Annotated in this window: 23 protein-coding genes; 9 read left to right on the plus strand and 14 right to left on the minus strand. The window is 74.8% G+C overall.

Translation table 11 applies throughout. The features are described from left to right. Positions 1-129 precede the first annotated feature (129 nt). Positions 130-1,293, minus strand: coding sequence for a peptidoglycan recognition protein family protein (locus ACZ34W_RS34695; RefSeq protein ID WP_329491472.1), 1,164 nt, complete (start codon positions 1,291-1,293; stop codon positions 130-132). Between the two features lie 405 nt (positions 1,294-1,698). Between ACZ34W_RS34695 and ACZ34W_RS34700 the strand changes: the two genes are divergently transcribed. The 3 genes from ACZ34W_RS34700 to ACZ34W_RS34710 all read left to right on the plus strand — a co-directional run bounded on the left by ACZ34W_RS34700 (position 1,699) and on the right by ACZ34W_RS34710 (position 4,253). Next, positions 1,699-3,351: an AMP-binding protein gene (locus ACZ34W_RS34700; RefSeq protein ID WP_465609877.1), complete on the plus strand. Its 1,653-nt coding sequence runs from the start codon at positions 1,699-1,701 to the stop codon at positions 3,349-3,351. Between the two features lie 127 nt (positions 3,352-3,478). Then, a complete protein-coding gene (locus ACZ34W_RS34705) occupies positions 3,479-3,850 on the plus strand; it encodes a PRC-barrel domain containing protein (RefSeq protein WP_329491474.1) in 372 nt (123 codons plus the stop codon). Positions 3,851-3,962: 112 nt separating this feature from the next. Then, a complete protein-coding gene (locus tag ACZ34W_RS34710) occupies positions 3,963-4,253 on the plus strand; it encodes a WhiB family transcriptional regulator (protein WP_465609879.1) in 291 nt (96 codons plus the stop codon). Here the strand turns inward: ACZ34W_RS34710 and ACZ34W_RS34715 are convergent. Beyond that, on the minus strand, positions 4,229-5,185 hold the full coding sequence (locus ACZ34W_RS34715) for a GlxA family transcriptional regulator (RefSeq protein ID WP_329491476.1): 957 nt from the start codon (positions 5,183-5,185) through the stop codon (positions 4,229-4,231). The genes ACZ34W_RS34710 and ACZ34W_RS34715 overlap by 25 nt on opposite strands. An 80-nt stretch (positions 5,186-5,265) precedes the next feature. On the opposite strand from ACZ34W_RS34715, the gene ACZ34W_RS34720 reads away from it, so the two are divergent. Together ACZ34W_RS34720 and ACZ34W_RS34725 are read left to right on the plus strand one after the other, a co-directional pair. After that, positions 5,266-6,201 (plus strand): NADP-dependent oxidoreductase, encoded by a 936-nt coding sequence (locus ACZ34W_RS34720; protein WP_465609928.1) that lies wholly within the window; start codon positions 5,266-5,268, stop codon positions 6,199-6,201. Positions 6,202-6,341: 140 nt separating this feature from the next. Further along, a complete protein-coding gene (locus tag ACZ34W_RS34725; RefSeq protein WP_465609881.1) occupies positions 6,342-7,325 on the plus strand; it encodes an aldo/keto reductase in 984 nt (327 codons plus the stop codon). A 63-nt stretch (positions 7,326-7,388) separates the two neighbouring features. Here ACZ34W_RS34725 and ACZ34W_RS34730 read toward each other — a convergent pair whose 3' ends face one another. Further along, a complete protein-coding gene (locus ACZ34W_RS34730; protein WP_465609883.1) occupies positions 7,389-9,758 on the minus strand; it encodes a HelD family protein in 2,370 nt (789 codons plus the stop codon). A 698-nt stretch (positions 9,759-10,456) separates the two neighbouring features. Here ACZ34W_RS34730 and ACZ34W_RS34735 point away from each other — a divergent pair. Further along, a complete protein-coding gene (locus ACZ34W_RS34735) occupies positions 10,457-11,821 on the plus strand; it encodes an FAD-dependent oxidoreductase (RefSeq protein ID WP_329491479.1) in 1,365 nt (454 codons plus the stop codon). Positions 11,822-11,977: 156 nt separating this feature from the next. Here ACZ34W_RS34735 and ACZ34W_RS34740 read toward each other — a convergent pair whose 3' ends face one another. The 3 genes from ACZ34W_RS34740 to ACZ34W_RS34750 all read right to left on the minus strand — a co-directional run bounded on the left by ACZ34W_RS34740 (position 11,978) and on the right by ACZ34W_RS34750 (position 14,833). Continuing rightward, on the minus strand, positions 11,978-12,907 hold the full coding sequence (locus ACZ34W_RS34740) for a SecDF P1 head subdomain-containing protein (protein WP_465609885.1): 930 nt from the start codon (positions 12,905-12,907) through the stop codon (positions 11,978-11,980). A gap of 123 nt (positions 12,908-13,030) precedes the next feature. After that, positions 13,031-13,972 (minus strand): MBL fold metallo-hydrolase, encoded by a 942-nt coding sequence (locus ACZ34W_RS34745; protein WP_465609887.1) that lies wholly within the window; start codon positions 13,970-13,972, stop codon positions 13,031-13,033. Between the two features lie 129 nt (positions 13,973-14,101). Then, positions 14,102-14,833 carry a DUF4232 domain-containing protein gene (locus ACZ34W_RS34750; protein WP_465609889.1) on the minus strand — a complete coding sequence of 244 codons (732 nt, stop codon included), beginning with the start codon at positions 14,831-14,833 and terminating at the stop codon, positions 14,102-14,104. A 298-nt stretch (positions 14,834-15,131) separates the two neighbouring features. Here ACZ34W_RS34750 and ACZ34W_RS34755 point away from each other — a divergent pair, with 298 nt between their 5' ends. Both ACZ34W_RS34755 and ACZ34W_RS34760 read left to right on the plus strand, forming a co-directional pair. Next, positions 15,132-15,302 (plus strand): hypothetical protein, encoded by a 171-nt coding sequence (locus tag ACZ34W_RS34755; RefSeq protein ID WP_352295687.1) that lies wholly within the window; start codon positions 15,132-15,134, stop codon positions 15,300-15,302. A 267-nt stretch (positions 15,303-15,569) separates the two neighbouring features. Beyond that, a complete protein-coding gene (locus tag ACZ34W_RS34760) occupies positions 15,570-16,166 on the plus strand; it encodes a hypothetical protein (RefSeq protein ID WP_465609892.1) in 597 nt (198 codons plus the stop codon). A gap of 93 nt (positions 16,167-16,259) precedes the next feature. On the opposite strand, the gene ACZ34W_RS34765 is transcribed toward ACZ34W_RS34760, so the two are convergent. After that, positions 16,260-16,697 (minus strand): SH3 domain-containing protein, encoded by a 438-nt coding sequence (locus tag ACZ34W_RS34765; RefSeq protein ID WP_465609894.1) that lies wholly within the window; start codon positions 16,695-16,697, stop codon positions 16,260-16,262. 197 nt (positions 16,698-16,894) lie between these two features. Continuing rightward, positions 16,895-17,269 carry a DoxX family protein gene (locus tag ACZ34W_RS34770; protein WP_359804847.1) on the minus strand — a complete coding sequence of 125 codons (375 nt, stop codon included), beginning with the start codon at positions 17,267-17,269 and terminating at the stop codon, positions 16,895-16,897. 256 nt (positions 17,270-17,525) lie between these two features. Here ACZ34W_RS34770 and paaI point away from each other — a divergent pair, with 256 nt between their 5' ends. Then, on the plus strand, positions 17,526-17,963 hold the full coding sequence (gene paaI, locus ACZ34W_RS34775; protein ID WP_352295698.1) for a hydroxyphenylacetyl-CoA thioesterase PaaI: 438 nt from the start codon (positions 17,526-17,528) through the stop codon (positions 17,961-17,963). 78 nt (positions 17,964-18,041) lie between these two features. Here the strand turns inward: paaI and ACZ34W_RS34780 are convergent, their stop codons facing one another. Genes ACZ34W_RS34780 through ACZ34W_RS34805 form a run of 6 tightly spaced genes read right to left on the minus strand, consistent with a single transcriptional unit; the run spans position 18,042 to position 25,323 of the window. Then, positions 18,042-19,307: a phenylacetate--CoA ligase family protein gene (locus ACZ34W_RS34780; RefSeq protein ID WP_352295700.1), complete on the minus strand. Its 1,266-nt coding sequence runs from the start codon at positions 19,305-19,307 to the stop codon at positions 18,042-18,044. Between the two features lie 53 nt (positions 19,308-19,360). Beyond that, positions 19,361-20,236, minus strand: coding sequence for an SDR family NAD(P)-dependent oxidoreductase (locus ACZ34W_RS34785; RefSeq protein ID WP_465609898.1), 876 nt, complete (start codon positions 20,234-20,236; stop codon positions 19,361-19,363). Further along, complete coding sequence (locus ACZ34W_RS34790; protein ID WP_465609900.1) at positions 20,233-21,585, minus strand: MFS transporter; 1,353 nt, start codon at positions 21,583-21,585, stop codon at positions 20,233-20,235. The genes ACZ34W_RS34785 and ACZ34W_RS34790 overlap by 4 nt, the downstream gene beginning before the upstream one ends. A 50-nt stretch (positions 21,586-21,635) precedes the next feature. Next, complete coding sequence (locus tag ACZ34W_RS34795; RefSeq protein WP_465609902.1) at positions 21,636-22,868, minus strand: AMP-binding protein; 1,233 nt, start codon at positions 22,866-22,868, stop codon at positions 21,636-21,638. Then, positions 22,865-23,914, minus strand: coding sequence for an ATP-grasp domain-containing protein (locus tag ACZ34W_RS34800; protein WP_465609904.1), 1,050 nt, complete (start codon positions 23,912-23,914; stop codon positions 22,865-22,867). The genes ACZ34W_RS34795 and ACZ34W_RS34800 overlap by 4 nt, the downstream gene beginning before the upstream one ends. Next, on the minus strand, positions 23,911-25,323 hold the full coding sequence (locus tag ACZ34W_RS34805) for a KamA family radical SAM protein (RefSeq protein WP_329491492.1): 1,413 nt from the start codon (positions 25,321-25,323) through the stop codon (positions 23,911-23,913). Before ACZ34W_RS34805 ends, ACZ34W_RS34800 begins: the two co-directional genes overlap by 4 nt. Positions 25,324-25,326: the final 3 nt, after the last annotated feature.

Genomic DNA, 25,326 nt, shown 5'->3' on the forward strand with positions numbered 1-25,326 from the left:
GGCGGGGGGGCGGGCCCGCCGCCCGCGGGGGGGGCGGGGCCCCCGGCCCCCCCGCCCCCCCCCCCCCCCCCGGGGGGGGGGGGGGGGGGGGGGGGGGCCCCCCCCCCCCCCCCCCCCCGCCCGGCCGGGTCAGTGCCCGGGGGTGGGGACGGCCGCCACGTCGGCGCGCAGCGCCGGCAGGTCCGCGTACATCGTGCCGCCGGGGCAGTCGGTGGCCAGCCAGTCGCGGTGGCCGCTGATCATCTCGACCGGCTTGGTCACGCCGTTGACCGGGTTCACGAAGGTGACGTGCGCCTGGGGGTCCAGGTTGTGCGCGCGGGTCAGCACGGCGAGCAGCGCGGTCAGCGACGTGCGGGCGGGGGCGGTCGGCGCCTGGCTGCTGAGGGTGCCCAGCAGGGCGATGCCGATGTTGCCCGAGTTGAAGCCGGCGGTGTGGAAGGCCGTCACGGCGTTCCCTGCCGCGTCGTGCGCCGGGATGCCGTCGTCGCCCGACCAGCGGCCCTCGTAGATCCGTCCGGCCTCGTCGATCAGGAAGTGGTAGCCGATGTCGCCCCAGTCGTTGGTGATCGCGTGGTACTCGTAGATCGCCCGCACGGTGGCCGCCGGGTCCGGGTCGGCGTTGGCGGTGTCGGTGTGGTGCACCGTCAGGGTCTGCAGCGGGTAGTACTTCGCGGGGGAGTTCTCCACGCCGTTCTTGAAGCGCTTGGACTCGTCGGCGCCCCAGGCCGCGCGGGAGAGGTACTCGACCCCGCAGAAGGTGACGGGCGTCGTCGGGGCGAGCGAGACCGTGCGGGCCGGGCCGTGCACGGTGTCGATGGCGGCGGAGCGGACGTTGGCGGCCCCGTCGGGCAGGCGCAGGTCGTAGCCGGGCGCGCCGTCGGCGGCGATCAGCGCGGTGGCGGTCCCGACCGTGCGGTCGGCGCCGTCCGGGCCGCCCGCGCAGCCGGCGGGCAGCGGCTGCCACGCCCCGCGGGTCGCGTCGTCGCGGTGCAGCCGGATGGCGGCGCCGCGGGCGGGGCCGTCCCAGCTGACGCCGACGTAGCGGATCGGGAAGTCCGCCCGCACGGTGGTGGCCTCGCGGCCCACCGCGGACAGTGCCCGGGTCTCGGGGACGCGGGCCGTCCGGGCAGCGAGCGGCCGGGCCCCACCCGCGCCGGTGCCCGCGGCGTTGCCGGCGCCGGTGCCGCTGCCGGCGGCGGCCGACGCGGCGGGGGTGACGGCGAGCGCGGCGGCGGTGGCACCGATCGCCGTGACGAGGGTGCGCCGGGTGACGGCGGGCTTCGGGTGGGGCATGGGCGGTCCTGTCTCGGGCGTGTGCGGGAACGGAGGGCCCGAGGATCGGCCCCGGATGCAGCGCCCCCCGCTGACAGAAGTTCAGTCAATGCCGAATGTACACAATTGACCGTGTCCATCCTGACGATCCTGGGTGATCTTTGCCCGAAAGTGCAGGTCGGACCGGGGATCGGCGGCCGGGGGCAACCGTGCCGACCGCCGATCCCCGGCCCGTTCCCCGTGCCGTCGAGGCGGCCCCGGCCCTCTCGACCGCGGCGTCGAACCGGCCTGTCATGCGGTCCCCTCCGACGGGCCGCACGGGTGACGTCCCGTCACCGTCACGGGCGGGAAGGGGCGATGACGCCGGGCGCGGCCTTGCATAGACTCGGTCGCCATTCGTCCGGGCGAGTCCAGGAGAGTCAGCGCATGACCAACCCGTCCCCCAGTTCCGCCGTCGGCACCTCGGCCACGCCCCTGCTGGACGACACCATCGGCGCGAGCCTCGACCGCGCGGTCCGCGCCGTTCCCGGCCGGGAGGCCCTGGTCGACCTGCCGTCCGGCCGTCGGTGGACGTACCGGGAGCTGGCCGAGGAGGTGGACCGGGTCGCGCTGGGGCTGCTGACGCTCGGCGTCGGCCGGGGCGACCGGGTCGGGATCTGGGCGCCGAACTGCGCGGAGTGGGTGTTCACCCAGTACGCCACCGCGCGGATCGGCGCCGTCCTGGTGACCGTCAACCCCGGCTACCGGGCGCACGAACTGGAGTACGTCCTAAGGCAGTCGGGCATCCGCACGATCGTGGCCGCGGCCGCCTTCAAGACCTCCGACTACGCGGCCATGCTGGCCGAGACCGCCCCGCGCTGCCCCGCGCTGAAGGACGTCCTGCTGATCGGCTCGCCGGCCTGGAGCGACCTGCTCGCCCGGGCCGAGCACGCCGACCGCGGCCCGCTGCGCGCCGCCGCCGCGGCGCTGGGCCCGGACGACCCGATCAACATCCAGTACACCTCGGGCACCACGGGCTTCCCGAAGGGCGCGACCCTGTCGCACCGCAGCATCCTCAACAACGGCTTCTTCGTGGGCGAGTTGTGCGGTTACTCGGAACACGACCGGATCTGCGTACCGGTGCCGTTCTACCACTGCTTCGGGATGGTGATGGGAAACCTTGCCGCGCTCTCGCACGGCGCCTGCGTGGTGATCCCGGCCGCCGGGTTCGAGCCCGCGACCACCCTGCGCGCGGTGGCCGCCGAGCGCTGCACCTCGCTCTACGGCGTCCCGACCATGTTCATCGCCGAACTCAACGACCCGTCCTTCGCCGAGCACGACCTCTCCAGCCTGCGCACCGGGATCATGGCCGGGTCGCCGTGCCCCACCGAGGTGATGAAGCAGGTCGTCGAGCGGATGGGCATGCGCGACGTGTCGATCTGCTACGGCATGACCGAGACCTCCCCGGTGTCCGTCCAGACTCGGACGGAGGACCCGCTGGAGCGCCGGGTCTCCACCGTCGGACGGGTCGGCCCGCACCTCGAAGTGAAGGTCGTCGACCCGCGGACCGGCCGCACCGTGCCCCGCGGCACCCCCGGCGAACTGTGCACCCGCGGCTACTCGGTGATGATCGGCTACTGGGAGCAGCCCGACCGGACCGCCGAAGTCCTGGACGCCGACGGCTGGATGCACAGCGGCGACCTCGCGGTGATGGACGAGGAGGGCTACCTCACCATCACCGGGCGGATCAAGGACATGGTCATCCGCGGCGGCGAGAACATCTACCCGCGGGAGGTCGAGGAGTTCCTGCACACCCACCCGGACGTCCTGGACGCCCAGGTCATCGGCGTCCCCGACGCCACGTACGGCGAGGAGCTGATGGCCTGGATCCGGCTGCGCCCCGGTGCCCCCGAGCTGACCGCCGAGGGGCTGCGCGCCTTCTGCGCCGGCCGGATCGCGCACTACAAGATCCCGCGCTACGTGCACCTCGTCGACGAGTTCCCGATGACCGTCACCGGAAAGATCCGGAAGGTCGAGATGCGCGAGCAGGCCGTCGTCCTGCTGAACCTCGCCGCGGCGGCCGCCGAGGGGCACGCCTGACGGACCCTCGGCCGGGATCGGACGGATGTCCGCCCCAAGGGTGTGGAGCGGCGCGTCCGGGGCAGCCGGGGTGCGAGGACGCGCCGCCCGGGACGGTCCGGGCGGCACCGAGCGGAAGGAATCCGGCATGAGCGACACGAGCGACATCGACATCTGGGCGTTCCGGTCGACCTCCGGCCACGTCGCCGACGGCGATCTGGTCGGCTTTCACGTGGAGGCGACCGACGGGCCGATCGGCAAGGTCGACCGGCACTCGCCGGAGGCCGGCTCGCAGTACCTCGTCGTCGACACCGGCCCGTGGATCTTCGGCCGTCAGGTCCTGCTGCCGGCGGGCACGGTGCTGCGCGTCGAGCAGGACGAGAAGAAGGTCTACGTCGACCGGACGAAGGACGAGATCAAGAACGGCCCGACGTTCGAGCCGATCGGGTACGACGAGGACATCGCCTACCTGGAGACCTTCGGCGCCTACTACGGCCCGTACTACGGCGGGCGGTACTGAGCGCTCCACCGCGCCGCGCGCCCACCCGTCGCCATCCCGAACGAACCGCACGACACGTCTCGGTACCACCCGACACCACCCGACAACACTCCGAAGGGACGGAGTCAGCGCCATGACGAACATCGCACATCTGCCCGGGGCCCTCGACCACCGGTGGGACTGGCAGCGGCACGGTGCCTGCCGGTCCGCCGACAGCGGTCTCTTCTTCCACCCGGTCGGCGAACGCGGCGAGGCCCACGACTCGCGTGAGAGCGCCGCGAAGGAGGTCTGTGCCCGCTGCCCCGTACGGCGCGAGTGCCTGCGCTACGCCCTGGAGGCGCACGAGCGGTACGGGGTCTGGGGCGGCCTCGGCGAGGGCGATCGCCTGCGCCTGCGGCGTCAGGCCCGGAAGGTGCGCCGGTAGGCGCCCGGCGGCACGCCGATCGCGGAGTGCAGGTGCTGGCGCAGGGACGCGCCGGTGCCGAAGCCCACCCGCTCGGCGATCCGGTTGACCGGTAGGTCGCTGCTCTCCAGCAGGTGCCTGGCCAGGTCGACGCGCTGCTGGGTGAGCCACTGGCCCGGGCTCAGCCCGACCTCGGCCCGGAAGCGCCGGGTGAAGGTGCGCCGGCTCATGCCCGCGTGGCCGGCGAGGTCGGTCAGCTGGAGGGGCTCGTGCAGCCGGTCGAGGGCCCACGCCCGGGTGGCGGACGTCCCGGCGTCCGTGCTCTCCGGGACGGGCCGTTGCACGTACTGGGCCTGGCCCCCCTCGCGCTGCGGCGGGACGACGCAGCACCGGGCGACCAGATTGGCGACGGCGCTCCCGTGGTCGGAGCGGATCAGGTGCAGGATCAGGTCGATGCCGGCCGCGGCGCCGGCCGAGGTGAGGATCCGCCCGGTGTCGACGAACAGGACGTCGGGGGCGAGGTCGACCTCCGGGTAGAACCGCCGGAACCGGTCGGCGTGCCGCCAGTGGGTGGCGGCGGCCCGGCCGTCGAGCAGACCGGCCGCGGCGAGCACGAAGGTGGCGATGCAGATCCCGGCGATCCGTGCGTCGGGGCGCAGCAGCGCCAGTGCCTCGGCGACGCGCGGCGGCAGGGAGTCCCGGTCGACGATGCCGGCGAACTCCTCGGAGGCCGGGATCACCAGCGTGTCGGCGCCGGCGAGCGCGCTGCGGTCGTGTTCGACGCTGATGGAGAAGTCGGCGGAGGTACGGACGGGCCGGCCGTCGAGCGAGCAGGTGACCACCTCGTAGAGGGGCCGGCCCTCGGTGTCCGTGGCGGCTCCGAAGAGCCGGGAGGCGAGGCTCAGCTCGAACGGGATGACTCCGTCCAGGGCCAGGACGACGATGCGGTGCATGGCCCAATTCTTGCACAGCATGACCTTCGGGCCGCTATACGGCCTGGTCGGGGCCGGAGCATCCTGGATGCATGAGCACCATGAAAGCCATCACCCAGTACACCTACGGCGGCAGTGACGTCCTGCGCGAGGTCGAGACCGAGCGCCCGGAGCCCGGTCCGTCGGAGGTCCTCGTCCGCGTCCGGGCCGCGGGCATGAACCCCACCGACTGGAAGCACCGCCAGAACCCCGGTTTCCTCGACCGCCTCCCGCTGGTCCTCGGCTGGGACGTCTCCGGCGTCGTCGAGGCGGTCGGGCCGGGCGTGACGATCCACCGCCCCGGCGACGAGGTCTTCGGGATGCTGCCCTACCCCTACGGCGTCGGCGCGTTCGCCGCGTACGCGGTGGCCCCGGCCCGCGCGCTGGTCCGCAAGCCGGCCGGGGTCGACCACGTCCAGGCGGGCGCGATCCCGCTGGCGGCGCTGACCGCCTGGCAGGTGCTGGTCGACGCGGCGGGCGTCCGGCCCGGCGAGCGCGTCCTGATCCACGCGGCGGCGGGCGGTGTCGGCCACCTCGCCGTGCAGATCGCCAAGAGCCGCGGCGCGTACGTGATCGGCACGGCCAGCGCCCCCAAGCACGCGCTGCTGCGCGAACTGGGCGCCGACGAGCTGATCGACTACCGCACGGAGGACTTCACCCGGATCGCCCCGGTCGACCTCGTCCTGGACACCATCGGCGGCGACACCGCGATCCGCTCGCTGGACACCCTGAAGCCGGGCGGCCGGCTGATCAGCATCGCGCTCGGAGCGCTGCCCGCCGACCTCGCCGAGCAGGCCGCGGCCCGGGGCGTCGAGGCCGTCCCGCTGCTGGTCGAGGCCGACCAGGCCGGTATGCGGGCGATCGCCGGGCTGGTCGAGGCGGGTGAGCTGCGGGCCGTCGTGGAGGCCGTCTTCCCGCTCGCCGACGCCGCCAAGGGGCACGACCTGGGTGACACCGGCCGGGTCACCGGGAAGGTCGTGCTGACCGTCGGCGAGTAGCGCCCGTACGCACCGCCGCCCGTACGCACCGCCGGTCGTACGCACCGCCGCCCGGCCCGCCCCGACGTGTCGGGCCGGGCCGGGCCGGGCCATCGCGCCGCCTCGCCGCCGGTGAGGTGCCTCTGTGAGAGGCTCGCCCCATGGAACAGCGTGTACTCGGCCGCACCGGCCGACCCGTCTCCGTCGTGGGGCTCGGTACCTGGCAGCTCGGCGCGGACTGGGGTGACGTCCGCGAGGAGGACGCGCTCGACGTCCTGGACACCTCCGTCGAGGCCGGCGTCACCCTCTTCGACACCGCCGACGTCTACGGCGACGGCCGCAGCGAGCAGCTGATCGGCCGCTACCTGAAGGGCCGCCCGGACGCCGGGGTCTTCGTCGCCACCAAGTTCGGCCGCCGGGCCGAGCAGCGCCCGGAGCACTACAACCTCGCCAACTTCCGTGCCTGGTCCGACCGTTCCCGCTCCAACCTGGGCGTGGACCGGCTCGACCTGGTGCAGCTGCACTGCCCGCCGACGCCGGTCTACTCCGACGACGAGGTGTACGACGCCCTGGACACCCTGGTCGCCGAGGAGCGGATCGCCGCCTACGGCGTCAGCGTGGAGACCTGCGCGCAGGCCCTGACCGCGATCGCCCGGCCCGGTGTCGCGAGCGTCCAGATCATCCTGAACGCCTTCCGGCTGAAGCCGCTGGAGCTGGTCCTGCCCGCCGCCGCGGCCGCCGGGGTGGGCATCCTGGCCCGCGTGCCGCTCGCCTCGGGGCTGCTCTCCGGCCGCTACACCGCGCGGACCGCGTTCGCCGCGGACGACCACCGCACCTACAACCGGCACGGCGAGGCCTTCGACCAGGGAGAGACCTTCTCCGGCGTGGACTTCGCGACCGGCGTCGAGGCGGCGGCGGAGTTCGCCGCACTCGCGCCCGGGGAGGCGACCCCGGCGCAGACCGCACTGCGCTGGATCATCCACCAGCCGGGCGTCACGGCGGTGATCCCCGGTGCGCGCAATCCCGAGCAGGCCCGGGCGAACGCCGCCGCGGCCGCCCTCCCGCCGCTGCCCGGGGCGACCCTCGACGCCGTCCGGGACCTCTACGACCGCCGGATGCGCGCCCGGGTCCACGAGCGCTGGTGACCTCCCGCCGGTGAGGCGTGTGCCACCCGACCGGGCGGCACACGCCTGCGCGGGAGCCGCGCCTCAGCGGGCCTCCAGGCCCTCCAGCATCGCCGGCAGCTCCCGGCTGTGCACGACCCCGAGGCTCTTCGTCGCGCGGGTCAGGGCGACATAGAGGTCGTTCCCGCCGCGGGAGTGCGCCGCGAGGATCTCGTCGGGCTCCACGACGAGGACGGCGTCGAACTCCAGCCCCTTGGACTGCGCCGCCGTCATCAGGACGACCGGCGAGTCCAGCGACGCCGGGCCGTCGGCACGCGCCACACCGGCCAGCCCGGCCAGCTCGTCGACCAGCTCGACCGGGAAGCCGGGGGCGTGCAGGATCGCCATCCGGCGGCCGTCCAGCTCCGCGATCTCCCGCTCGACGACGGCGCGCAGGGCCGCGCCCCGGTTCTCCTCGGGGATCCGCAGGCTCCACGGAACGGTCCCGCCGCCGCGCACCGCGGTCGGGGCGGTGAGCGCCGGGTCGACCGCCCGCAGGACGCCCTCGGTGACCCGCATGATCTCGGCCGGGGTCCGGTAGTTGATGGTGAGTTCCACCGTGCGCCAGCGCCCGGCGGTGTACTCGTCGAGCGCCTCGCCCCAGGAGTTCAGCCCAGCCGGGGCGCCGGTCTGGGCCAGGTCGCCCACGATCGTCATGGACCGGCCGGGGCAGCGGCGGGTCAGCAGCCGCCAGGCCATCGGGGAGAGCTCCTGCGCCTCGTCCACGATGATGTGCCCGAAGCCCCAGGTCCGGTCCTCGGCCGCGCGCTCGGAGAGCGGCCGGAACTCGCCCTCGCCCTGGTACTGGCGCGTCAGCAGCTCCGCGTCGATCTCGGCCAGCCCCGCGCCGAAGTCCTCCAGGACGACCTTGGCGAACTCCAGCCGCTCGGCCTCGGCGGCGGCGTCGGCCCGGCGGGTGACGGCGCTGCCCGGCAGCGGGCCGAGGAGTTCGGCGGCCTCGTCGAGCAGCGGCACGTCGTCGGTGGTCCAGGGAGCGGCCGGCTCGTCCGGACCGGGCCGCTCGCGCAGCAGGGCGGCGCGCTCGGCCTCGGAGAAGTCCGGCATGGCGTCCGCGAGCAGCTGCGGGGAGGCGAACAGCGCGGTGAGCAGTTGCTCCGGACCGAGCAGCGGCCACAGCTTCTCGGCCAGGGCCTGGAAGTCGCGCTCGACGACGAGCGCGTCGGCGAGGTCCACCACGTCGTCCAGCGCCATCTCACCGCCCCGGTCCCTGGCGATCCGCAGGGCCAGCTCGGAGGAGAGCCGCTCCACCAGGGCGGCCCGGGCCGCGTTGTGGGGCTCGCCGGTCCGGTGCGCGGCGGCGTGCGCCCGCTCGCAGAGCGCCCGGCCGATCACGAGCTCCTCCTGGTGCGGCGAGCTGCGGCCGACGGTGATGGTCCAGGGCTCCTCTTCCTCCGGGAGCTGCCGCAGGCCCTCCAGCGCGGTGGCGAGCACCCGCGCCATCCGGGCGTCGCCCTTCACGGCGGCGGCCTCCGGCGTCTCGGTGTCCGTCCCGGTCACGCCCGGGTAGAGGGCGCCGATGCTGCTCAGCACGACCTCGCTCTCGCCGAGCGCGGGGAGCACCTGGTCGATGTAGCGCAGGAACGTCCTGTTCGGCCCGATGACCAGCACACCGCGCTTGGCCAGGCGGTCGCGGTGGGTGTAGAGGAGGTACGCGGCGCGGTGCAGGGCCACCACGGTCTTGCCGGTGCCCGGGCCGCCCTGGACGACCAGCACGCCGCTCAGCTCGGAGCGGATCACCCGGTCCTGCTCGGCCTGGATGGTCGAGACGATGTCCCCCATCCGGCCGGTCCGGGCCGCGGTCAGCGAGGCGAGCAGGGCGCTCTCCCCGCTGAGGCCGGAGCCGTCCCGGCTCTCCAGGTCACCCATGGCGAAGGCGTCGTCGTCGAAGTCGACGACGGTCCGCCCCTTGGTCCGCAGGTGCCGTCGCCCCGTCACCCCGCCGGGCGCGGCCGGCGTCGCGCGGTAGAACGGCTCCGCGGCCGACGCCCGCCAGTCGGTGAGCAGCGGCTCGTGGTCGTCGTCCGCGAGGGCGATCCGGCCGATGTACTGCCGCTCGCCGTCGGCGGTGTCGAGCCGGCCGAAGCAGAGCCCGTACTCCGCGGCGTACAGCTCCGCCAGCCGGCGGGTGTGGTGGAGCTCCATGGTGTCGCGCTCCAGGCGGGACTGGAGCGTGCCGCCCTGCTCCTGGCGGTGGACCGCGCGCAGCCGGGCCGTCGCGAGTTCGCGCCGGCTCTCCAGCCGGTCGTAGAGCCGGCCGACGTAGGCGTTCTCCGCCCGCAGCTCCCGGGCCCGCCAGTCGTCGGAGGGCAGGGCGGCGCCCGGTCCCGCCCCGGTCCCGGCTCCGGCATCGACACCGGCGGGGCGTTCGGACGAGGACGACGACGTGGGGACCATGGCCAGCTCCATTGACTCAGAGGTCCTCGACCGACAGGGCGACCGAGGGTGGCGGCGCGAGGACCGCCGTGTGCGACACGGGAAGGCCCGGGGCCGGGGCCTGCGCTCGGCCGGCGGCCCGGGACGGGGACACTCAGGATAATGATCTTGGGAAACGGCGGACCCGGAATCCGGTGCCGCCGAGCGCCGCGGGGGCGCGAATCCGGGCCGCTGCGCCTCCATATCCGCAGGTCCCGGCCTCGGCGGACAATTCTGCGGTACGACGGGGGCCTTGCCGCAAGCCCCCCGGTGCGCTATAAGTTGGGAGTGGAAAGGAGTGGGTCGACCTCCTTCCCGTTCATCGTCCGCAGTGGTCGGACACCCCCGTACGAAGCGCGGTGAGCCCGCGTCCCGCCGTGCCCTCCGTTGCCGCCGCGCCGGTGCCGCGGCCATTCGGACGGGTCGGTCGGGGGCATGCCGGAGTCCCCGGAGCCTCTCACACTCCGCGGCGCGGGTGGGTGGCCCCGGCCTGCCGCCGGGCATCGCGGGCGGCCCCGGGCAGCGGCCGGTGCGGCGGAGCCCGGTACCAGAGACCTCCGCGCCCCGCCCATAGGTTGGCTCTATGAGGTCATAGCTCCGGACCCCCTACAGCAGTGCAGACTGCAGAGGTTTGCTACGAACGTCCGTCTGCCGCTCGCCCGTCCGGAGGAACGCCCGCCATGTCCCGCCCGATCCGCATCGCGATCGTCGGAGCCGGCCCCGCCGGCATCTACGCCGCAGACGCCCTGCTCAAGTCCGACGCCGCCCAGGCCCCGGGTGTCTCCATCGACCTGTTCGAGCGGATGCCCGCGCCGTTCGGCCTGATCCGCTACGGCGTCGCCCCCGACCACCCCCGGATCAAGGGCATCGTCACCGCGCTGCACCAGGTCCTGGAGAAGCCCGGCATACGCCTGTTCGGCAACGTCGACTACCCGAACGACCTCACCCTGGACGACCTGCACCGCTTCTACGACGCGGCGGTCTTCGCCACCGGTGCGACGGCCGACCGGGCACTCGACATCCCCGGTGTCGGCCTGGACGGCTCCTACGGCGCCGCCGACTTCGTCTCCTGGTACGACGGGCACCCCGACGTCCCCCGGACGTGGCCGCTGGAGGCCCGGAAGGTCGCCGTGCTCGGCGCGGGCAACGTGGCGCTCGACGTGGCCCGCATCCTCGCCAAGACCGCCGACGAACTGCTCTCCACCGAGATCCCGCCGAACGTCCACGCCGGCCTGACGGCCAACCAGGCGCTGGAGGTGCACGTCTTCGGCCGACGCGGCCCGGCCCAGGCCAAGTTCAGCCCCATGGAGCTGCGGGAGCTCGACCACTCCCCGACCATCGAGGTCGTCGTGGACCCCGAGGACATCGAGTACGACGACGGCTCGATCGCCGAGCGCCGCGCCAGCAAGCACGCCGACATGGTCGCCTCCACCATCGAGAACTGGGCCATCCGCGACGTCGGCGACCGCCCGCACCGCGTCCACCTGCACTTCTTCGAGTCGCCCGTCGAGGTGATCGGCGAGGACGGCCGGGTGAGCGGCCTGCGCACCGAGCGCACCGAACTCGACGGCACCGGCAATGTCCGGGGCACCGGCCGGTTCACCGACTGGGACGTCCAGGCCGTCTACCGCGCCATCGGCTACTACTCCGACGAACTGCCGAAGGTGCCCTTCGACCCGATCAGCGGCACCGTCCCCAACGAGGCCGGCCGCGTCCTGACCGCCGACGGCTCCCACCTCGCCGCCACCTACGTGACCGGCTGGATCAAGCGCGGCCCCGTCGGTCTGATCGGCCACACCAAGGGCGACGCCAACGAGACCGTCGCCTGCCTGCTGGCCGACCACGCCGCCGGCCGCCTCCCCGGCGCCGTCGCGCCCGAGCCCGACGCGGTGGTGGCCCACCTGCGCGGCCAGGGCGTCCGCTTCACCACCTGGGACGGCTGGAAGGAACTCGACGCGCACGAGCGCGCCCTCGGCGCGGCCGAGGGCCGCGACCGCGTCAAGGTCGTCGACCGCGAGGAGATGCTCCGCCACAGCGGCGCCTGACGCCCCGCCCGGGGCCGGCATGCCTCGGCGTGCCGGCCCCGGCGCACGTCCCTGCCCCCGGCGGACCGCTGGACTCGACGGCGGCGGGACCGCGGGCGGCTGCGGCGCCGCGCAAGCGTCGGCCTTCGGGCCGGGCGGCGGGACCCGGCACCCGGGTCAGCCGGTCGGGGTGGAGAGCGCGGCCGTGAAATGGGCGGGCAGGCTGCCGGCGGTGAGGGCGGCGGCCAGGTCCTTGGCCTCGTCCTCGGTGAAGGTGCCGCTGATCACGGCCGATCCGCCGGTGATCGCCTCGGCGACGTAGGGGGCCGAGAGGACCGTGCCGTCCACCGTGACGGCCATCTGGTTGGTGGGCTCCGGCTGCGGGGCGATCCTGCCGGTGAGGGCGGCGAAGGCGGTGCCGCCCTGCGGGGTGAAGTCCACCTGGACCTGCCAGCGGCCCACGGTCTGGCTGTCGAGCACTGCCGAGGCCTTCGCGACGTCGGTGCCCTGGAGGGCGGCCGGGGCCAGCGCGTACTTCATCACCACCGGGGCCGCCTTGGTGGCGGTGCCGCAGATCGCCACGGGAGAGCCCGGATCGACGGCGGCGGGGAGGGCGGCGGCCGGTGCGCCGCAGCTCAGCGCGGCGAACCCGGCGGCGAGTTCGGGCGGCACCGTGCCGGTCGGGGCGACCTCCGCCGCGCCGGGAGTCGTAGCAGCGCCCGCCGCCACGGCCAGGACCGGGCGGAAGTCCAGCGCGGCCCGGCGGCCGAGCGCCGCGAGGCGGTCCCCGGCGACCTGTCCGGCGACCGAGAGCCGCAGCGCGGCGGCCGCCGGCTCGACCCGGGCGTCCGGCAGGCCGCGCGCCTCGGCGCGCTTGCGCAGCAGTTCGGCCGCCTGCTTCAGCTGCCCCTCGTCCAACGGGTGGTCGGGGGTGTAGACGGCGACGGTCCGGCCGGTGGGTGTGGCGGTCGACGGGGCGGGCGGCGGACCGGGCCGGGAGTCGCCGCCGGAGGAGCACGCGGTGACGGCCGCCCCGGCGAGCAGGAGCGCGGCCGCCGAGAGGAACGCGCGGGGGCGGTGCCGGACCGTCGCGGAGGTGGTTGCCATGGCGTCAGTCTGCCAGCACGGCCGGCGCGCTGGGGGCGAACGGCCGGGCGGGCAAAGGGCGTTCCGCTCCGCCGTGCCCGACCACCGGTCGCGCCGGACCTCCGGGACCCCTGTCGGCCCCGGTCAGCCCGTGCGGTAGGAGAGCACGAAGTCGTCGAAGGCGTGCCGGCCGGGGCGGGCGGCCGCCTCATCCAGGGCGCGCCGGATGTCGTGGAGCTGGGCGACCGTCATCTGCAGCGGGGGCTCGTCGGGTTGGTAGGTGTACCGGATCGGGTAGTCCACCCCCGGCCGGTCGGTCATCTCGATGTGGCAGCCGAGCACGTGGCTGACCGGGTGGTCGGCGGCGAAGGCGATCAGCCGGTCGATCGTCGCGACGTAGGCGTCCCAGTCGGCGATGTAGAGCCGCCCCGGGTAGACGGTGTCGCCGGTGAGCAGGAAGCCGGTGAACGGGTCGTAGTAGGTGATGGCGGCCTCGTGGTGGCCGGGACTGGTCAGACAGGTCAGCGTCCGCCCGCCGAGGTCGAGCCGGGCCGGGAGGCCGGGATCGTCGCCCAGCCCGAGGAACGCCCGGACGGTGTCGGCGGCCGCGTCCACCACGACGGTGTCGGGCCGGTCGGCGAACTGCGCGTCCCCCGCCACGTGGTCGCCGTGGCCGTGACTGTGCAGGACGAGCAGCCGGTAGCCGGTGCGGGGGTGGCGGGCGAGCCACCGCGCGACCAGCTCGTCGACCACGCGGCGGAGCGGGAAGAGCTCGGGGGACGCGGTGGCGCCGGTGTCGATCAGTACCGCCCGCTCGCTGCCGAAGAGCAGGAAGAGGAACGGCGCCTCGTAGTTCACGGCCATGTTCTGCCGCAGGATCACGGTGTGCTCGTCGTAGTGGTGGACCTGGAGCTCCGGGTCGGTGTTGTGCTTCGCCGACTCCGAGCCGTGGATCCAGCGCACGTCCAGGGAGCGCCCGGCGGCGTGCTCGGCCAGGTTCGAGAAGTCGATCGGGGCCGGAGAGCCGACCGGGGCCGGGGGGCCGGCCGGGTCCGTGCAGGCGGTCGGGTGCGGGCCGGAGGTCATGCGGTCTCCCGTCGGTGTCGTTCGCACCGGCCGGGTGCGTCACCCGCCCCCGTCCGGCGTCGGCTCGACCGGGAGCCGCCCTCGCGAACCTAGCAGCCGCCCCCGGCCCCGGGAGCCGGGCGGGCCCGGTCAGAAATCGTCGGCGCCGTTGCGCAGCTCGTACGTCCAGTAGCCGGTGGCCCAGGCCGCCGGGTCGACGGCGATGCCGCCGTTGCCGGGGGCCTTGACGGTGGCCGGGCCGCTGCCGCCGTCGAGGGCGACGGAGAAGGCGGTCACCGGCTCGTTGTTCTCGTGCACGCCGCCGTCGGACAGCTTCACGAGGGCGTAGGCCGGGGCACCGGTGGTGAGGACGACGGGCGCGGCGGGCCTGCTCTTGGCCACGGCGGGTACGTTCTCGCGGTGGCTCTCCAGGAACCGGATCCGGGGGTACTCGCTGAGCCGGCAGCTGTGGCCGGAGGTGTTCTTCGCGGTCAGGACGAGGTGCGTGTAGGGCGGGCCGTCCTGGAGGGCGGCGCTGATGGCGACATCCTTGACGGCGCAGAGCGGCGCGGACGCCGCCGCCGGATCGGCGGGTGCCTGCGTGGCACCGGTCGGCCGCGCGGAGGGGGTGCTCGTCCCGGCGCCGGCGCCGGCCTTGGCGCCGGAGGGGGCGGCGGTGTTCGGCGCGGCGCCGGCAGCGGTACCGGCGGAGGTGGTGGCCCCGGTGGCGGCGGGCGTGGACTGCGCGGCCGTCGTGGGAGCCGGTGCGGCGGCGGAGGCGGTCCCGCCGGGGTTCCCGCCGCAGGCGGTGAGGACGAGGGCGAGCGCGGCGGTGCCCGTCGCGGCCAGGGCGGTGGTGCGTCGGCGGTGAGTGGTGCGCACGGGAGGCCCCCGGTGTCTGTGGTGCGGTGCGGAACCCGGTCTGCCGGGTCTGGGCTCGACCTTGGCCCGGGGGCCGTTCCGGCCGCCAGGGCCTGCCGCTGATTCGGGACGCTGGAACGTTCTTCGGCCTCTGACCTGCGCGAACGCGGCGGCCTGGAACGGCCGCGCGGAACGGCCGGGTCGGGCGGAGCGGCTCGGGCGGGGTGGGGGAGGATCGGCGTCGGCCGGGAGAAATACCCCCTCGGGTATATTCGGGAGGGCGGCCGGTCGGGCCGCCCCGAAGAAGAAGGAGGGCGTCATGTGTCGACGCGTCGTCTGTCGGTCCTGCGGAAAGCCGGGCTACGCCGGGTGCGGCATGCACGTGGACCAGGTGCTGGCCGGGGTGCCCCGGGCCGACCGCTGCGCATGCGGGAAGGACGGCGGCCGGGCCGCCGGAGGCTGGCTGGGCAAGCTGTTCGGCCGCCGCTGACCGGCCCGGCGGGGCGCGGCCGAAGGGGCGAGGCTCGGCCGCGACCGGTGGGGCCGTGGGGTGCGGTGAGGAGTCGCGGTCAGGGGGTGCGGAGCGGGAGGGTGCGGAGGTGGCCGCCGAGGGTCCCGTCGTCGGTGCCGAGCACGGTGTCGGTGGTGCCGGGCAGGCACTCCACGCCCCGACCTTGCGCCCCGGGAAGGCCGCCAGGACGGTCGGGGCGGGCGTCGCCGCGCTCCTCGCCGGGTAGGGGATCCCGGGGGTGAGTCCATGCGGGGTGCGGCGGGGGCGTCGTTCGTGGTGGTGTCGGGGATCTGCTGGCTGGTGCCCGCGGTGCTGAGCGCCTGGGGGATCCTCGAACTGCGGGACCACGGCCCGGCGCTGGTGGCCGCGGGCTGCTTCGCGGCGGTCGTGCTGGGCTGCGTGGCCGCCGTGGTCCGGTTGGCCAAGGGGAACGCGGAGCGGACGGCGGCCGCCCTGTTCGGCCTGCTGGCCTCCTGGATCGGCCTCCTCGTCTGCGGGTTCGGCATGCAGGAGCAGCAGCTGCTGCACGACCGGGGGGTCACCTCCGAGGCCGAAGTGGTCCGGACGGTCGCCGGCTCGGACCCGATGGCCGGTCAGGGGCCGTCCGTGACCGGGGCCGACGTGCGGCTGGCCGACGGGACCGAGGTCACCGGCATCGGGACCGGGGGCAGGCGCGTCGCGCTCGGTGACCGGCTCCAGGTGACCGTGGACCCGCGAGGCACCGTCGACCCCCGCCTCGGCCCGCGCCCCGATCCGGCGGACCGCACGGTGGCCGTCGTCCTGCTGGTCGTGATGGCCGGGCTCGCCCTCTTCGGGGGTGCCTCGATGGCCGACGAGCTCTGAGCCGACGCGCTCCGGGCCGACGCGCTCCGGGCCGACGCGCTCCGGGCCGACGCGCTCTGAGCCGACCGGGTCGGCCCGGGGGGATCGGCGGAATCAGCGGGGGGCCGGCCCGATCTCGGTCGACCCGCCGGCGCACGGGGGAGCGGCGCGCCGGCACTCCCGGGGCGGGCAGTCCGCGACGGGTGCGGCGGCCGGCTCGTGGCGGGTGAGCAGGGACCAGAGCACCCAGCCGGTGACCCCGGTGCGGGTGACCGCGACCTGGCCCCAGCGGGTGCCGAGCGGGGAGGTCCAGGTGTCCAGGACCTCGACCCGGTCGCCGCAGTGCGTCAGGCCGAGCACCGTGTCGTTGACCGAGTGGTCGCGGCGGACGTTGGCGGCGCCCGCCGCGACCTCCCAGCCGGTGCGGCCGTTCTCGGGCGGCCGGGGCACGGGGTCCGCGTCGGCCGGCCGGTCGCCGCCGGCGGCCACCGCCGGGAGGACCAGGATCGTCAGGGACAGGACCGCCGAAGCGGTCCGTCCGATCAGGCGCACCGGGACCTCGGTGGATCGGTCTGTGTGGGCATGTACGGCAGAACGAGCCGGCGATGCGTGTGCGGACCGTTTCCGCCGCGCGCCACCCGGACGGCGGCTGCCGACTCGGTCGATCGGGTGGCGTCCCGTGTCCCGGCCCGGCGGGAGTCCGGGGGTCCGGGAGGGCAGGCCCGGTGGGCCGGGGCGCCGGGGGCCGGTCAGCCCCGCGGTCGCCGGCCGACCCGCAGGGCCCACAGGATCAGCGGCACCTGGAGCGGCAGCCGGGCCACGGCGAGGGCCGGCAGCGGGGCCGGCCGGTGCCGCCAGTCGTAGGCCATCTTCACGTTGGCCGGGAACACGGCGGCGAAGAGGCCCGCCGCGGCCAGGGCGCCGACCCGCCGGGTGCGCGGTACGGCGACCGCCGCGCCGATGGCGAGTTCGGCGACGCCGCTCGCGTACGTCCAGCCCCGCCGGCTGCCCGGGAGCCGCTTGGGCACGATCGCCTCGAACGGGCGGGGCGCGGCGAAGTGCAGCACCCCGGCGCCGAGCAGCAGACCGCTCAGGAGCCGGGTGGAGAGTCTCGATCGCTTCACGGTCACTCCTCGGACGATGTGGTGCCCCGGACGCGGTCGGCGGGGCGTGCCGGGGGCCGCGCCCGGCCATGGTTACCGAACAGTAGCGTCCCGTCGTCCGGGCGGGAAGGCGTCCCCGGGACCGCCGGTGTGCCACGCGCCGTCCGGGAGGAGGGTCATTGACAGGCGGTGCCGTGGCTCGGTGTAATCCGGAGCGCAGGATGACGGGCGGTGCTGGTTCGGCCACCTGCCGGGCCCTCGGGGAAGGCGGGACGTCGTGGACGCGGACACCGGAGCGGCCCCGGCCGGGGAGTCGGCGATCGACGCGCTGTACGCCCGGGACCGGGCCTGCCACGCGCTGGGCATCACCCTCGACGAGGTGTCCGCCGGACGGGCGCTGATGCGCATGCGGGTCGGCCCGGACATGGTGAACGGCCACGGGACGGCGCACGGCGGCTTCCTGTTCCTGTTCGCCGACGCGGCGTTCTCCTACGCGTGCAACAGCCACGGCCCGGTGACCGTGGCCCAGGCCGCGCAGGTGACCTTCCTGGCCCCGGCCGAGGCCGGCGACGAGCTGGTCGCGGAGGCGGTGGAGCGGGCCCGCGCCGGGCGGCAGGGGATCTACGACGTGACCGTCCGGCAGGCGACGGGCAAGGTCGTCGCGGAGTTCCGCGGGCAGAGCGTCGTCATCGCCGGCCGGCCGCCGGCGGGCTGACCGGCCCGCCCGGCGGCCCACCAGCGACAGACCGGCGGCCCCGCCCGCGGCGCTCAGTCCCGCGGCCGCCCGTGCTGCTCAGTCCCGGGGCCGCTCGTCCACCACCTGACGGAGCTTGCCCGTCCGGGGGTTGGTCGCCAGCTCGGCGCGGGGCACCCACTCGACGGCGAGGTGGTGGATCGCGCCGGACGCCACCTCGGCCGGGTAGAGCGGCACGGCCGCGTACACGGCCGCGACCAGCCGTTCGCCGAGCCCGCCCGGCGCCGCCGGCGGCGGCCCGGTGTACCCGAGGCGCAGCACGAGGCCGTCCCGGCCGTCCCAGCGGCGCTGCACCAGCTGCAGGCCCGAGATGACCCGGTCGGGGTCGGCGGCGAGCAGCACCGCGCGGATCTCCTCGGTCGGCAGGGCCACCGTGCCCACCCGGGCGCCCTCGTTCGACCGGCCGACCAGCCGGAACGTCCCGCGCTCCGGGTCGACCCACTCGGCGCGGTCCCCGGTCGGGTACCGGAGGATCGGCATCAGGGTGCGGAACAGATTGGTGACCACGACCCGGCCGGGCACGCCCGCGGCCGTGACCGGCTCGCCGGTCACCTCGTCGACCAGCTCCACCACCGTGCGGTCCGGGAAGGCCTCGTGGACGCGGACGTCGTCGCCCGGCACCGGCGCGCCGACCAGGCCGGCGTCGTTCGAGGCGTAGCCGACCGAGGAGACGGCCGCCTTCGGGAAGGCCTGGGACAGGATCGGCCGCAGGTCGGCGAAGAGCAGGTCGCCGCCGAAGAGCAGCAGTTCCACGGAGTCGGCGCTGCGCCCGCGCCGGACCAGGCACTCGGCCACCGCGCTGAGCTTCATCGGCTCGCCCGCGAGGACGTGCACGCCGAAGCCGGTGATCAGGTCGACCACGTAGTCGTCCGGCGCGGCGCAGCCGACCGGCAGGCGGACGTTCTCCACCGGCGCGTGGTGCAGCGCGTTCTCGATGTAGAGGAAGCCGCCGTAGAGTTCGCCCGCGCAGAACAGGTTGGCCACCCGGTGGCCGGGTTTCAGACCGGCCCGGACCATGCCCGCGCCGAAGGCGGTGACGGAGTCGGCGTGCTCGGTGCGCGACCAGGGGGAGAACTTCGGGACGCCGGTGGTGCCCCCGGTCTTGTAGACGCCGGCGTCGGTGAGCGGGCCGGTCAGCAGCCGGTTGTCCGGCCAGGTGTTGGCGGCCCAGAACGCGGTCTGGTCGATGAGGGGAAGTTCGGTGAGGTGCGAGATCGTCCGGGGGACGTCGCGGTACGCCTCCGCGTAGAACGGCGAGTGGCCGCGGGCGAAGTCGACCAGCTCCTGAAGCGGTTTCGCGGGCACTGCTCCTCCTGTCGATCGGTGGTCCGGAAAGATGCTGATGGGCCGTCAATTCGTTATCGGGCCGGGAGGTGCGGGTGCCCGATCCAGCTGTGGGCGAGGCGCTGCACGGTCGAGCCGTCCCGGTCGGCGAGCTTGTGGTCCAGGTGGGCGGCGGACCACGCGTTGGTGGGGACGCGGAAGGCCGGACGCTCGGCGAGCAGGGTCCGGACGACCACCTCGGCCACCTCCCGGGCGGGCTGGCCGGCGGCCTCCCAGCCCTGGGCGCCGAGCCGGTCGAGGTAGTCGGCGAAGGTGCCCGCGTACGGGCCGGAGGCGGCGAGCAGGGTCGAGCGGTCGATGCCCGGGAACACGCCGAACGCGGTGTCCGGGACGAAGCCCGGTACGACCACTGACACCCGCACACCGTGCGCCGCGGCGACCGGGGCCAGGCTCTCCATGAACCCCTCGACGGCGAACTTCGCCGCGCAGTAGGCCTCGTTGAACGGCTGGCCGACGACGCCGTGCACGCTGCCGATCGTGACCAGGCGTCCGCGGGCGGCCCGCAGCAGCGGCATCGCGGCCCGGCTGACCGCGACGACGCCGAAGAAGTTCACCTCCAGGTTGGCCCGCAGCGCGGCAGTGGTCGACATCTCCAGGGTGGGATCGGAGTTGGAGACACCGGCGTTGTTGACCACCGCGTCCAGCCGGCCGTACGCCCCCCGCACCTCGTCGAGGCAGGTGGTCACGGAGTCGGCGTCGGTCACGTCGAGGCGGCGGACGTCCACCGCGACGTCGGCGCGGTCGGCGGCCGTGCGCAGGGCGTCGGCCCGGCCGGGCTCGCGTACGGTCGCGACCGTGCGGAATCCGGCCCCGGCCGCGGTGACGGCGGTGGCCAGCCCGATGCCCGAGGACGCCCCGGTGACCAGCAGGACACCCCGGTCCGGCGTCATGAGGTCTGCTCCGCCGGGGCGGGCGGGGCGGCCGGGGCGGGCGGGGCGGCGGTGGCCGGTCCGGCGTCGGCGGGCGGCTCCTGCGCCCCTTCCCGCTCGGTCGCGTCGAGCAGCGGCTGGATGCCGAGTGCCGGCAGGAAGGAGAGCGCCGCCAGCAGGGTGCCGCCGGCCATCACCGTCCGGGCCGCGTCCAGGATCCCCAGCGGACCGGTCAGCAGCGAGACGGCCAGCCCGCCGGCCAGGGCGGCGAGCGGGATCACCCCCCAGGTGACGGTCCGGAAGGCGGCGTGCATCACCCCCTGGTGCCGCGCCGACATCCGGGACTGCCGGGTGGGGGCGCTGCAGACGTTGATGCAGGACATGAAGAAGCCGTAGCAGCCCATCGTCACGGCGATCACCGGTCCGGCCGGCAGCGCGGGCGCGGCGAGCACCCCGAGGCCGACCAGGCAGTGCAGCAGCAGCGACCAGGCCAGCGTGCGCCCCAGGCCGAGGCGTTCACTGATCCTCGGGGCGACCACCGCGCCGGCCAGCGCGCCCACCGCGGCGACCGACATGGCCGCGCCGAAGACGCCGACCGAGACGTCGAGGCCCCGGTAGGCGAGCACGGGCAGCACCGTGACGAAGATCGGCCCGCCGCAGTTGAGGGTCACCGCGGCCGCCACCACCCGGCGCAGCACCGGGTCGGCCCGGTTGAGCCGGAAGCCCGCCGTCAGCCGTTCCCGCACGGAGCCGGTGGCGACCGTCCGTTCGCCCCAGGCCGGCATCCGGCGGAAGCAGGCGGCGGAGACCAGGTAGCTGGCCGCGTCGACGAGCAGGGCGGCGACGCCCAGCGCGCTGTAGAGGCCGGCCGCGATCGAGGGCCCGGCCACCTCCGACACCGAGCCGCTGCCCTCCAGTCTGGAGTAGGCGCGGACGAGTTGGTCCTTCGGCGCGACGGCGGGGACGGCGACGAGGTAGCCGACGTTGAAGAAGATCGTCGCGCCGCTGATCACCGCCACGCAGCCCACCAGCAGTGGCGTGGAGAGCGCGTCCAGCCAGTACGCCAGCGGGACGGCCGCGACGGCGACCAGTCGGACGAGGTCGCAGACCAGCATCGTCCGGCGTTTGTCCCAGCGGTCGACCAGCACGCCGGCGACCGGGCCGAGCAGCGGGATGCCCAGGTACTGGGCCATCGCCACGACGCCGACCTGGAGGGCGCTCGCGTGCAGCACGAAGATCATCAGGGTCGGGACGACGAACACGGTGACCCGGTCGCCGACCGTGCTGACCGTCTGGCCGGCCCAGAACAGGTTGAACCCGCGCCCGAGCGAGACGGGCCTGCGCCGCTTCACGGGCTCTTCCGGCTTCACGGACCCTCCCGGTTGCACGAGCCCTTCCGGCTTCACGGGTTTCCGCGGCTTCACGAGCCCTCCCGGACGACGAGGCCGGCCGTCTTGCCCGTCCGGCCGTTGCTGACCAGCTCCTCCACCCGGCGCACTCGGAAGGACTCCGGATCGTGCTGGAAGGCGGTGCTGAGCGTGAAGGTCGCGGACAGCACGGCCCTGCGCAGCCGCTCGGTGTCGGGCGGTCCGCCCGGGCCGGCGAGCAGCAGCAGCTCGACCGTGGCGGCCCGGCCGTGCTCCTCGGTGACCACCACCTGGGCCCGGGACACCCCCGGCTCCCGCTCCGCCCGTGCGATGACCTCGTCCACGTGCAGTCCCAGCCCGCGGACCTGCACCACGCTGTCCCGGCGGCCCAGGACCCGCATCGCGGAGCCCGGCCGGCCGCACGGACAGGCCAGCAGCGTCCCCGCGTCGCCGGTGCGGTAGCGCAGCACCGGGTTGAGCACCGTCGGGTCGAGCGTGGTGAAGTCCAGCAGCTCCGCCGCGCCGACGTGCACCAGCTGCTCGGGCAGCGGGTGGAAGGTGTCGGCCGGACAGTCCGGGGTGTTGGTCCCGACCACCCAGGTCTCCGTACTGCCGAACATGCCCCACCGGCGCGCCCGCGGGGCGACCGCGGCCAGGTCCGCCTCCAGCTGCGGCTGCCACGCCTCGCCGAGCCAGAGCACCTTGCGCAGCGCCGGCAACTCCAGCCCGGCGTCCCGCGCGCGGGCGAACCAGAGCCGGAGCACGCTGGGTGTCCCGCCGATCGCGGTGACCCGGGCGGTCGCGAAGAACCGCAGCCAGTCGGCGTACTCGTCGGTGGCGACCGAGCCCACCGCGAGGATCCGGCACCCGGCGAGGTCGGCCAGCGCGGCGGCGAGGAAGTGCGCGCCCCACATCCGGCCGGCGCCCCAGGCGTTGACGAAGACGTCGTCGCGCTCCAGCGGCCGCCACCGCGCGTGCACCCCGGCCATGTAGAAGCCGGTGGGGGCGTGGCCGACCTTGGGCGCTCCGGTGCTGCCGCCGCTCTGGAAGAGCCAGGTCGCCCCGGCGCCCGGGGCGGCCCGGGGTTCGAGGTGCGCGAGGGCGGCGTTCAGGCCGTCCTTGTCCAGCGGCGGCAGCGCGGCGAGCCCGTCGAGCGTGCGCGGGGCGGCGCAGTCCGCGTAGCGTTGCGTCAACTCCGGTACGCCGCACAGACGTTCGAGGGTGCGCCGGGCGACGTGCAGCCGCGGCTCGGCCGCGTCCGGGGGGAGTGAGAACAGCTCGGTCATCGCGTCCGAGTCTCCGTTTCCGAGGTGGGCGTGGCCGGTTCGCCGCCGCGGCCGGCCAGCCAGGCGGCGTGGGCGTTCCGGTAGGCGGTGAACCGGGCGCGGGTGATGTCCCGTTGCAGGGTGCGCTGCGGGTCGTCCAGGTCCGGGGCGATCACCCCGTCCGGTTCGAGTTCGGAGAACCAGTACCGTTCCCCGTCGAAGAGGAAGTCGACGCAGAAGAACGGCATCGGCAGCCGCTCGGCGAAGTAGGCGGTGGCTGCGGCGAGTTCGGCCGGGACGGCCGGGAACTCCATGGCGCCGCCCCGGCTGGCGTTGGCCACCGGCGAGCCCGGCTCCGGGATCCGCTTCATCACGGCGTACGGCTCGCCGTCGACCACGTACACCCGGTAGTCGACCGTCCCGTCGCCGAGGTAGGGCTGGACCACGAGCGTGGTGTCCCCGCCCTGCGCCAGGCTGGCCAGGCCCCGGAGGTCCTCGGCGCTGCGGGCCAGGTTGATCCCGCCACCACCGCACCAGCCGGCCGGCTTCACGATGGCCGGGTAGGTCATACCGCCCAGCGCCACCTCGTACTGGTGCTTGGCGATGTCGCGGCCGGTGCCGATCCGCACGGTCGGGACCGGGGGGACGGGGGAATCGGCGAGGTGCAGCAGGGTGGCCAGCTTGTCGTTGCCGATGAGCGACATCAGCGGGGGGAACGGCAGGTAGAACCCGGCCTGTTCGAGCACGGCGTAGAGCGCGTACTGGTTGAAGACGTCCATCGACTGGTACGGCAGCGAGTAGAGGGCGGTGACGAAGAGGGTGTCCTGTGGTGAGACCGCCTCGTCGTCCACGTAGACCACCGGCCGCCCGCGTACGGTGCCGTCGACGGTGACCGCGTCGGGGGCGTGCCTGGTCCAGCTCATCCCCAGGCTCTCGGCGACCTCCGCGTAGAGGTCCCAGAAGAAGGGGTGCCAGGTCGCCGCCATCCTGGTCGACTCCCGGTCGGGGAAGATCCAGCACATCCGGCGCAGCGGCCCGGCGCCGGGCGCGGTGGGGGGTGGGGTCACGGCGTGTCCTTCCGAGGGGGTGCGGACGAGGGGGCGCCGGGCTGCTCGGACCACCAGCGGCGGCCCGGCTCCGGGAGGGTGTCCACCGGGTCGTAGTACAGGTGGCGCCGGTCGAGCACGGCGTCGAGGTCGGTGCTCTCGCGGGCCTCCGGCGCGGTGCGGTAGTCCTTCGTCCAGGAGGAGATGCCGCGTTCGCGGTCGTAGGCGACCGCCTGGTGCACCCAGCGCTTGCCGAGCTGGGGGACGTCGCAGACGATCCGCGGGGTGGCGTAGCCGGGCAGGTAGCCCATGATCGCCTCCTGGAGCCGCTGGGCCCGGTGCACCGGAGTGCGCCAGTGCTCGGCGCCCGGGATCATGTCGCAGAGGTAGAAGTAGTAGGGGAGGATGTTCGCCTCGCCCTGGAGGGCGAAGCAGAGGTCCAGCAGGTCCTCGGGGGTGGCGTTGACCCCGCGCATCAGCACGCCCTGGTTGCGCACGTCCCGCACGCCCGCGTCCAGCAGCGCCCGGGCCGCCTCGGCGACCAGCGGCGTCACCGACTGCACGTGGTTGGCGTGGGTGTGCACGGCGAGGCTGACCGACCGGCGGGCCGCGACGGCGGCCACCCGGCCCAGCCCCTCGACGATCCGCGGCTGGAGCCAGTGCTGCGGCAGGCCGACCACCGCCTTGCTGGCCAGCCGGATGTCGCGCACCGACTCCAGCTCCAGCAGCCGCAGCAGGAACGTCTCCAACTGCGGCCAGGGCACGTTGGCGAGGTCCCCGCCGGAGACCACCACGTCGCGCACCGACGGGGTGCGCTTGAGGTGGTCGAGGATCTGCTCCTGCCGGTCCACCGGCCGCAGCGCCAGCCTGGTCTTGGTGACCTGGGGGGTGGAGTTGCCGACCAGGTCCATCCGGGTGCAGTGCCCGCAGTACTGCGGGCAGGTGGCGGTCAGTTCGGCCAGCACCTTGGTGGGGTAGCGGTGGGTGAGCCCCTCCACCACCCACATCTCGGCCTCGTGCAGGGAGTCGCGTTCGGCCTTGGGGTGGCTCGGCCAGCGCGGGTGGCGGTCCGCGCGGACGGGCAGCATGTAGCGGCGGACCGGATCGGCCAGGAAGGCCTCGGTGAACGCCTGCGGCACGGTCGGTGCGTGCGGCGCCATGGTGTTCAGCATCTGCGGCGGCAGCAGCATCGACATGGTGGCGAACCCGGCCTGGTCGGCGGCGAGTTCGTCGTAGAAGCGGTCGGTGAGCAGCGCTCCGACGACGCCCCGCAGCTGCCGGGCGCTGCGCACGCAGTGCGCCCGCTGCCACTGGGCGTCCCGCCACTGCGCCGCGGTGACGTGGCGCCAGCCCGGCAGCCGGCGCCAGTCCGGCTCGGCCAGCGCGGTCCGGACGTACTGGTAGGGCTGCCGAGTGGGTTGGCGGTCCATCGG

It is taken from the genome of Kitasatospora sp. NPDC022856 (assembly GCF_055561235.1).

Excerpts from the sequence above, each read along its gene's own strand:
- ACZ34W_RS34695 (WP_329491472.1), bottom strand. The coding sequence starts at position 1,293 with ATGCCCCACCCGAAGCCCGCCGTCACCCGGCGCACCCTCGTCACGGCG.
- ACZ34W_RS34700 (WP_465609877.1), top strand. The coding sequence starts at position 1,699 with ATGACCAACCCGTCCCCCAGTTCCGCCGTCGGCACCTCGGCCACGCCC.
- ACZ34W_RS34705 (WP_329491474.1), top strand. The coding sequence starts at position 3,479 with ATGAGCGACACGAGCGACATCGACATCTGGGCGTTCCGGTCGACCTCC.
- ACZ34W_RS34710 (WP_465609879.1), top strand. The coding sequence starts at position 3,963 with ATGACGAACATCGCACATCTGCCCGGGGCCCTCGACCACCGGTGGGAC.
- ACZ34W_RS34715 (WP_329491476.1), bottom strand. The coding sequence starts at position 5,185 with ATGCACCGCATCGTCGTCCTGGCCCTGGACGGAGTCATCCCGTTCGAG.
- ACZ34W_RS34720 (WP_465609928.1), top strand. The coding sequence starts at position 5,266 with ATGAAAGCCATCACCCAGTACACCTACGGCGGCAGTGACGTCCTGCGC.
- ACZ34W_RS34725 (WP_465609881.1), top strand. The coding sequence starts at position 6,342 with ATGGAACAGCGTGTACTCGGCCGCACCGGCCGACCCGTCTCCGTCGTG.
- ACZ34W_RS34730 (WP_465609883.1), bottom strand. The coding sequence starts at position 9,758 with ATGGTCCCCACGTCGTCGTCCTCGTCCGAACGCCCCGCCGGTGTCGAT.
- ACZ34W_RS34735 (WP_329491479.1), top strand. The coding sequence starts at position 10,457 with ATGTCCCGCCCGATCCGCATCGCGATCGTCGGAGCCGGCCCCGCCGGC.
- ACZ34W_RS34740 (WP_465609885.1), bottom strand. The coding sequence starts at position 12,907 with ATGGCAACCACCTCCGCGACGGTCCGGCACCGCCCCCGCGCGTTCCTC.
- ACZ34W_RS34745 (WP_465609887.1), bottom strand. The coding sequence starts at position 13,972 with ATGACCTCCGGCCCGCACCCGACCGCCTGCACGGACCCGGCCGGCCCC.
- ACZ34W_RS34755 (WP_352295687.1), top strand. The coding sequence starts at position 15,132 with ATGTGTCGACGCGTCGTCTGTCGGTCCTGCGGAAAGCCGGGCTACGCC.
- ACZ34W_RS34760 (WP_465609892.1), top strand. The coding sequence starts at position 15,570 with ATGCGGGGTGCGGCGGGGGCGTCGTTCGTGGTGGTGTCGGGGATCTGC.
- ACZ34W_RS34785 (WP_465609898.1), bottom strand. The coding sequence starts at position 20,236 with ATGACGCCGGACCGGGGTGTCCTGCTGGTCACCGGGGCGTCCTCGGGC.
- ACZ34W_RS34795 (WP_465609902.1), bottom strand. The coding sequence starts at position 22,868 with ATGACCGAGCTGTTCTCACTCCCCCCGGACGCGGCCGAGCCGCGGCTG.
- ACZ34W_RS34805 (WP_329491492.1), bottom strand. The coding sequence starts at position 25,323 with ATGGACCGCCAACCCACTCGGCAGCCCTACCAGTACGTCCGGACCGCG.